At 37.6% G+C, this 7626-nt stretch carries 9 protein-coding genes and 1 pseudogene; 1 reads left to right on the forward strand and 9 read right to left on the reverse strand.

Annotated features, from left to right (window positions below):
* Positions 1 to 21 precede the first annotated feature (21 nt).
* The 9 genes and pseudogenes from G468_RS0115045 to G468_RS0115085 form a co-directional block, all read right to left on the reverse strand.
* Complete coding sequence (locus tag G468_RS0115045; RefSeq protein WP_026823775.1) at positions 22 to 300, reverse strand: hypothetical protein; 279 nt, start codon at positions 298 to 300, stop codon at positions 22 to 24.
* A gap of 198 nt (positions 301 to 498) precedes the next feature.
* Positions 499 to 1716 (reverse strand): annotated as a pseudogene (locus tag G468_RS21330) (type II secretion system protein GspD).
* Positions 1713 to 2741 carry a zonular occludens toxin family protein gene (locus G468_RS0115055; RefSeq protein WP_026823776.1) on the reverse strand — a complete coding sequence of 343 codons (1029 nt, stop codon included), beginning with the start codon at positions 2739 to 2741 and terminating at the stop codon, positions 1713 to 1715. Before G468_RS0115055 ends, G468_RS21330 begins: the two are co-directional and overlap by 4 nt.
* Positions 2742 to 2744: 3 nt before the next feature.
* Positions 2745 to 3032: a DUF2523 family protein gene (locus G468_RS0115060; protein ID WP_026823777.1), complete on the reverse strand. Its 288-nt coding sequence runs from the start codon at positions 3030 to 3032 to the stop codon at positions 2745 to 2747.
* 12 nt (positions 3033 to 3044) lie between these two features.
* Positions 3045 to 4673: a hypothetical protein gene (locus G468_RS0115065; RefSeq protein WP_026823778.1), complete on the reverse strand. Its 1629-nt coding sequence runs from the start codon at positions 4671 to 4673 to the stop codon at positions 3045 to 3047.
* A gap of 19 nt (positions 4674 to 4692) precedes the next feature.
* Positions 4693 to 4974: a major capsid protein gene (locus G468_RS24885; RefSeq protein WP_246067177.1), complete on the reverse strand. Its 282-nt coding sequence runs from the start codon at positions 4972 to 4974 to the stop codon at positions 4693 to 4695.
* Positions 4975 to 4976: 2 nt separating this feature from the next.
* Entirely contained in the window at positions 4977 to 5207 is a 231-nt protein-coding gene (locus tag G468_RS21335; RefSeq protein WP_034250139.1) for a hypothetical protein, read from the reverse strand.
* A gap of 3 nt (positions 5208 to 5210) precedes the next feature.
* Positions 5211 to 5504 (reverse strand): hypothetical protein, encoded by a 294-nt coding sequence (locus G468_RS0115080; RefSeq protein WP_026823780.1) that lies wholly within the window; start codon positions 5502 to 5504, stop codon positions 5211 to 5213.
* Positions 5505 to 5524: 20 nt separating this feature from the next.
* Entirely contained in the window at positions 5525 to 6808 is a 1284-nt protein-coding gene (locus G468_RS0115085) for a phage/plasmid replication protein, II/X family (RefSeq protein ID WP_026823781.1), read from the reverse strand.
* Positions 6809 to 6984: 176 nt separating this feature from the next.
* Between G468_RS0115085 and G468_RS0115090 the strand changes: the two genes are divergently transcribed.
* Positions 6985 to 7185, forward strand: a complete 201-nt coding sequence (locus G468_RS0115090) for a hypothetical protein (RefSeq protein WP_026823782.1) — start codon at positions 6985 to 6987, stop codon at positions 7183 to 7185.
* The last annotated feature ends 441 nt before the right edge of the window (positions 7186 to 7626 follow it).

Consider the following 7626-nt stretch of genomic DNA (forward strand, 5'->3'; position numbering starts at 1 on the left):
CACCTAGATTGACCGCCTTTTTTATGTCTTACAAATGCGTTGCTGGCAATCATACAAGGCAAATAACACCAATCGAACATGAAATACCGTTAATAATCCCGTTAATGAGGCTGGCTCAAATTTCATTCTGGATTCTGTTATCGTCTGTCTCACCACTTTATACGCCACTGAACGCAACACTGAGATTTCTTTTTGTGGAATGCCAAAAGCAAATAACAATGCCGTTTCAAACTGTACTGGCGTTAATTCAGGAAAAAGATTGCGTAATTCCGGATATTGAGTAGGATCGAACACAGTCATATAGACCTCCAGTCAGGTTTATGTGATAGCTGTATAGTCAGATCGGAAGTCTGGCTATACAGCGCTAAAAAACAACTTAACGCTTAACAAACAACATGTAATACAACAAACCGACGTTTTATTTTCTTACCGGCTACGTCGGTTCGCCTCTTCAGACAGGCCGCGTTCCTCGCTAATGCTGTGGTACGCTGCCTGCCTTCATCGCTGAACCTTCTTCACCTGCAAAATCACTAAAATATCAGTTTTATTATTTTCTGCCGACGCCCCCGTAAACCAGCCCTTCGGCAAAAATGAAAATCCGGTATCGACTTCAGTCACTTTATTCTCAGCCAAACCGCCTAACAAAATAATATCGCCATCAGCAACGCTCACTTGCGTATTGACCTGACGTTTAATCAATGTTGGACTGTTATTGACACCTGTTTCAGTTTTGGCAAAATTTGATAACTACTGGTCAATGGTTAAATCTACACCCTGTTGCCGGATTTGCGGACGTACATTTAATATAACCCCACTGGAACGATATTCTATTGACTGCACAGGCTTATTATCAGAATAACTCACCTTACCTAATACAGGCACATCAGAACCAACAGAAAATGATGCTTGAGCTCCATTCTTCACTCTTAATCTAGGTGAACTCACCACATGAAAACGGCTATCCGTACGAAATAATTCATATAACGCATCTAATGAACCTAAATTAAAACGAACAAAATTATCAAATCCGGCTTCTTTACCGATACCAATATTAAATTTACCTGAAACCAGTTTGGCCGCCAATGCCAAACCTGACCCGTTACGTTCAGCAGTTTGCACTTCAAAAACATAGGCAGAAACAATAACCTCATCCGTCACAATATCAATTTTAGGTAACAATACTTTTAATCGGGCAATATCGGCTTTAGTACCATAATAAACCAGTACATCGCCTGTCCGGTTCAGAAAATCCGAAGCCGTCCCCGCCCCGGTCTTTTCGGGTGCGATTTGCCCCACTGAAATACCACTACGAGGCGAATTAAAATTACCGTCAAACTGGCTGCGTAATAAATCCGATAAATACTCTACTGAGCGATAACGTGGCTGATAAACATAGGTTTCCATGACTACTGTGGGTGTTTTTGGCGTAAAGGAAACTAAATAATCAATCCCATTACGTTCATGAATGGCAATCTGTAAATTATTTAGATAGCGCTTAATGAAAGCCCGTTCATCAATTTCTGGCGTAATACGAAAGGTCACTTTACGAGGGTCATTGATTAATTCTGGTGATAGCATGAAAGGACGCTCAAAAACATACCTATACAAGACATTCAACGCTTGCGGTAAAGGCACGTTATCCAGTTCCATCATCACGCCTTTAGCCATTAATAACGGACTTACCGCTAACAACACCCCTATCCATGCCCTTTTCATTTCATGCCTCCCGAATAGGTTGTGACAACGTCACCATCAATGTTGCCCGTCATCCGCAAACCATAAAAACGAAATTGAGATAACGGCTCAAGCCGGATTTGCCCCTGCTGATTAAGTAATACCACCCATGCTTGCCCTCGCTGACTAATTTTGCCCGCAATACGCCATTGACCGGATAAATTTTGCGCCGACGAATTTTGATGTGATTTTTGAGTAGTCACTGATTTATCAACTGATTCAGAGATAGGCCGATTTTTGGGCGTAATCCCGTTACCACTAAAGAATTGATAAAGAAAATAAACGGAAACAATAACCAGTAACAACAATCCTGATGTTAATAACCAGAATTTAGATTGATTAAAAATACTCTGACGTTTATCCACCACCTGCTCTTGTCCTTGCCCCCCTTCATAAGAATGATAAAGTGGAAAAATCGCCTTGTCATAACTGCACTGATAGGATGAAGTGCGATTATTTTTAAACAGTTTAATCCCTGAATAAACATCGACCCGATAGCGATTTCGTAACCCTAACGCCACCAGTTTGGTCATTCTGTAAGTCGTCTCAATCCTATCTTTGATAAAACACGGTAAATTAGCCACCGACTGATTTAATACCACTAAATCACAGGTAAAACCTTCTGTATTAACAAAATGACCATGCTCAGCTATAAATGAGCGATGTTGTTGCGGTATCCTGTTGTTTTCCCAAATTCGCCACGCTTCATCAATGCAAATCAAATCACCCGCCTGACAAAAAGTGTCTTCTGCAATACCCGTTTGTGTTTTAAATGGGAAAAAATCAGCCTCTTTAACCTGTTCATTATCAACGCAGATAATTTCACCTAATTGAGACTCATCGGCTTTCTTTTTATCAAGACAATAAATCCTGATTTTTTCTGCTGAAATACCGTAGATATTCGTCACAATCCGGCGACCTTTCATAAAAGCGGGAATAATAACATTGCAAACCACTTCATAGGATTTACCGCTTCTTGGGATACCGACATAAGCTGAAATCGCCATACATCACCCTATCACCGGAATACGGTGCACAATAAAGCGGGTCAGATAAGCCGAAATCACAATCTTAATCCCCGTTATCACCGCAAACAAATTCATAAAATACCAGACACTATCAGGAAGTTGACCAATCAACTCCGGTAAATTCGTTGACGTGGGTAATAAAGCTAACAAAACAGGAACAAATTCAGTGACCACTAAAAACAGCGCTGAAAATACGATAAATTTAATGGTCAGCGTTCTAAAAACAAACCCTAATAAAAAATTAAATGCAGACACAATCAAGGCATACATCACTTAATCCCCTTAAGAAGACAATACAATCCGTAATCCCAGAAATGACCAGATAATCATTGAAAACAGGGTTAACAACCCACGAATGCTTTCAAACAAGGTACAATGAGCATCAATGACAAAACGCTGCTCAAACACCTCAAAAGTCGCTACTGGGCATGACGCTGTCCGTTCCGGCAAATTGAAATTTTCCAAAAATGGAAAAAGATGCTGCAATGGCGATAATATTGATTCTGCCGTCGGTGAATCTAAATCCGGCTCATTATTATCGGGATGTGATAAATCGGTTCCTTGCCCGTTACCTGTTGAGCCAGAAGATTGACCAGAATGTGAAGCAACGCCTGAAGATGAACTGACACCCGCTTGACGGGTTCCTGATGAAGGAAAAATATTAACCGCACTGCCTAAACTACTGGCGCCAGATTTACTATTAGCATTGCCTTCATTAGAAGGAATTGCATCATTTATGCCCGTACTACCCGAATATTTAGTTGAATCTGTCTGTGTTTTTGGACGCTCCCCACGATAAGAGCAGTTATGAACCTCGGTAAAACCACTTTTCCAAGTACAATCATTTAATTTACCTGTATCAAAAGCCTCATAAACGGCACGAGATGTACTCGGCTTGTACCCTTCTGATGTCCGCACATATAAACAACCATATTTTTGTAAATAATTATTCCCCATAAAATTAAAGGTATTATAAAATTTGAATGGCTCTTTACGAACAACAGGATTGCCCGAATCGTCATAACTTGTCACATTCTGATACGTTGGATAGACAATATCAGCACATTCTCTTTCACTGGGTGAAATAAAATCAGATTGCCCCGAAACCGGATTATAAACGTGTTGAACAGGCGGGAAATCTGAAGATGATTCTAAAACCTTATTGACATTTGGTGATTGCCCCGAAATTTTATTATCACTTTTTTCTTTCTCATTATCTTTTCCATTTCCATCTTCTACCGTTTTTCCTGTCGGATTCCATTTAGCATAACAAGTGCCCGACTTTTCACCACAGAGCAATACATCATCATTAGCAATATATTCACAACCATCAACATTGGCATAATAATTACTACCCACTTTTTTTGTATAAAATGAACCCGATATCGAACTTTTATTCATGCAAACTTCTTCCGGCGTTTGTAAATCCTTATTATTATTTTCAGTATCAGAAACCGTCCTTTTAATCTCACCGATAACGGATGCTTTTAACCAAAAACTATCACCGTAAGAATCAACAATTTTCTCAGTCGGAGAACCATCATAAAAACACTCGCTAACCTCAAATTTAAATTGTGAATCAGGGTAAACTTCAGCATAAATAGATTTCATATTATCGAATAAATTATGAGCAGATTGTTTAGCCTCACTACAAGCCTGCTGCTGCATAGTTAAATCAATATATTCAACACGTTTAAGCGTTCCGTCTTCACTCTTAACATCTTTTGATTTAGAAATAACATCGATATCAAACGTACTTTTATCCAAAGTCTCCCACGTTTCAGCATAAGCATAAGACGTTAAAAACAACAATATCAATCCAACCCTTGTATGACTGCCCAGGCGCATAACAGCCCCCACAAAAAACACAGAAAATAAAATCCGATTGTCAGCATCGATATAAAGGGGCATTAATTTGCCCCTCTCCTTGTTACGCACCCCGTACCATACGCAAAACCCACTTAACGCCCGCCATGCCTGCATAAACGGCAATAAGACCACCTGCAACCGCTAAAATACCCGTCATGACAGAATTGAAATTAAGGGAGTTCGTTAATTGCGTGTAATCAATAGCCGTACTTGTCCCTGTCGCTGCTTCGGCAAATGACATTGCAGAACTAAAAGCACCGAATAAACCAATACCTACACTTAAATATAAAGTGCGCAGATTAAGTTTGTTAAAAAACTTATTTAAACTTAATTTAGTCAACATAATTAAACACCTTTCATCATATTAATTACTGCACCCAGACCCTTGGAAAATAACCAAAGACCAATTACCGTGGTAAAAGGAATCCCCCAAAATTGTGCCGCGACTGAATAATCAATATTAAGGAGTTCCTGATATGGCAACTCTTTTACCGTCAGTTCAATTACTTGGCAGTCATTCATGACTTTTGAGCAAATCTTACCAACAATATTATTTTCCTGAGCAGCCATAGCCATTACCTATTCCACTAGATCGAGAAACATTTCAACGTTATGACCCGTTAAGGGTTGCCCTGTCTGCTTATCGTGATATCTAAACGAACGCTCAAAACCGGAAATACGGCAAACCAATTCATTCACTTCTGAATCAATCGCCCCCACACGCCGTTTAGAACGAATTTTGACTATAGGCGGTTTAGAATAAGGGTCAGGTGCGGGTAAAATAACGGTGGTATAAACATGTCCATCATTAGACGTACTGACACGGGTCACTTTTCCACTAATTACCGTTTGATATAAGGGCAATGCAGCCATAATGGTTCACCTTTCTTGATTTAAGCGTTTGCAACTTGTTTAAATGAATAAATATTATTTTGACGTTCAAAAACACTCACAGGCTCGACATACCAGTCAGGACGCTGTTGTGCAAAATCAATATTGATAACTTTATAAAAAGGAATGACGTTAGATTTGTCGCCCGTGAGATTTTGTAATTGTGATTTACTGATGCCAATATCGGTTAATAAGATTAAATTATTATAAAATGTTCTTTTTGCCAGAGAATTAAAAACATTTAAATAACCCTCATTCACTAAACGACGATAAAAACCAAATATCCGTTGCGCTTTAGAGTATGAAATGTTGCCTTTTGGCGTAGTAGAATAATAATGTGATTTTAATCGTTCAAAAATATGTTCATCATCATAAATATTCATTTCCATTCCCCTCAATGCCGTCAGCAAATCATCAAAACTTTTCATCCACAGATCGTAAATTAAATTAGCCCCATCACGTTCATAGTGTTGTTGATAAAGACAAAGCGCCGAAAAATTAATCGGGATCTGATTATCTTTTAAAAACCGTTTTTTCAATCGCCCTTCTAACCTCAACAGGTTATTGGCAAAATCCGTCAGGCGTTTATCATTTAAAATGGCAAACTGATTAAGCAACACCTCATCATTGGGATTAACGCGTAATTTTCTTTGTATTTCACCCAAACGTTTTGCCAGTTCAAACGCTTTATAATAAATACACAATTCCCTATGTTTAGAGCCACGGTTAAAATAGACGGTTGATTCATAATCGTTTGATTTCGTGGCTTTGGTTTGTCCATGACTGATATTTTTGAAATAGGCAATCACCTGTTTACAAATACTTTCCGTCGGTAATCTTACTGATAACGTTGTATGAAGCTCAGAAACTTCGGTATTCGTTACGTCTAACAAATTAAAAAGATGTGGCATAGAAGCCGCTAAATTAGTGATTAACTCCAGACCACATAATGCAATATTGGTTGAACCAAACACATTATGCCCCTGTAAGAGCTTGGCAGGTGAAGCCTTAAGATTGACGCGCGGGAAAATCAAATGAGTTCCCTGATAAATCTTCATGCCCAAACTGGCAAAATGCGTTGGTAACGATTCAAAAGGATGCGCTAATCCCTGAACAGATAAATCGCCTTTTATTTCAAATTCCACATCGCGAGCAGATAGCCGAATACCGCTTAATTTAGCAATCTGCATAAAATCGATAGATCCTCCGCCATGATCCTTATCACGAGACGTTCTCATCACATACTCATCTTTAAATGGAATCTGAAGCTCAAGAAGATCAATCATGAATAAAGTCCTGTTCTGCTTTCAGCTAACTATATTTCAATATGTCAACATTTAAACATGTCGAAATTATTATTTTTAGATATAAACCAAAACAGACAAGTAATTAAGTAAATTTGTAAACATGAAAAATAGTAAACATGTCGACATAATATAAAGACTAAAAAATAGGAGAAAAAATGAGCAGAAAACAAATTGCTTTCACAGAAGCAACACACATGAAAATCGAAAGAGCGGCATTAGATGTATCAATAAAAACAGGAAAAATAGTCAAATGGACTGATGTGGTACATTTTATGGTAGAAAAATACCTAGAAGAGGCAAAAAAAGATATGGTTCATAATGCGATAGATAAAAGAGAAAAAAAACAACCAAAATAAAAGTTATTATCGACATCAAAATTGAGTAAAAGTATAAAAAGCATACCAAAACTAAAATGTGCAAATGTTAAAAAAATGAATTAATAAAGAAAAAATTAAGTAAAATAATGCCAAATTGGCACAAGAGTACATAATTTTAGTACATAATTAAAGAGTCATGCACTCTTAATTACGTAACATTTAATTAACAAATGACTAATGTAAATGGAAATTGCATTTACAGAAAATAACCCTGACTTCATCGGTTATACCCTATTTAATTTATACTAAACAATTCCGGTATTTAACTGATTGATCGCTTTTGAATATTAGAAGATAAAGAAGTTTAAGTTAACCAAGTACAAGCAAAATTATCATATATTTTGTTTCAATATTTCTCATGAAAAGGAAAATAATAATGGATAATATTCAATCAACCTTACACGATACAAATTCAATAAC

This window comes from Arsenophonus nasoniae DSM 15247, from assembly GCF_000429565.1.
In the GTDB taxonomy this organism is placed as follows: domain Bacteria; phylum Pseudomonadota; class Gammaproteobacteria; order Enterobacterales; family Enterobacteriaceae; genus Arsenophonus; species Arsenophonus nasoniae.